This window comes from Photobacterium sp. R1, from assembly GCF_054600795.1.
Genome location: NZ_BAAHZP010000224.1, coordinates 1 through 362 on the forward strand (window position 1 = coordinate 1; position 362 = coordinate 362).

General features: G+C 52.8%; 1 pseudogene. It reads right to left on the minus strand.

Annotated features, from left to right (window positions below):
- Window positions 1-362: pseudogene (gene pntA, locus ACYP03_RS24770) on the minus strand (Re/Si-specific NAD(P)(+) transhydrogenase subunit alpha); the annotation flags it as partial.

Sequence of the window (362 nt, forward strand, 5' to 3'; positions counted from 1 at the left end):
GTATCTTCTTTGAAATCGACTTCAAGGAATTCAGCACCCATAGACTGCACTTGCTCTTTGACTTCAGGGCGTACATCGAAGGCGCGCACAATGGCACCCAGGCTGCCCGCAGCACCGATAGCGGCTAGTCCGGCAACCCCTGCACCGGCAACCAGCACTTTTGCTGGCGGTACTTTACCTGCTGCGGTGATCTGCCCGGTAAAGAAACGTCCAAACTCGTGGGCAGCTTCAACGACGGCACGATAACCGGCAATGTTTGCCATTGAGCTCAATGCGTCCAGGGCCTGTGCACGTGAAATACGCGGCACTGAATCCATCGCCATTACATTGATATTTTTACTGGAAAGTTTCTTCAGCAATTC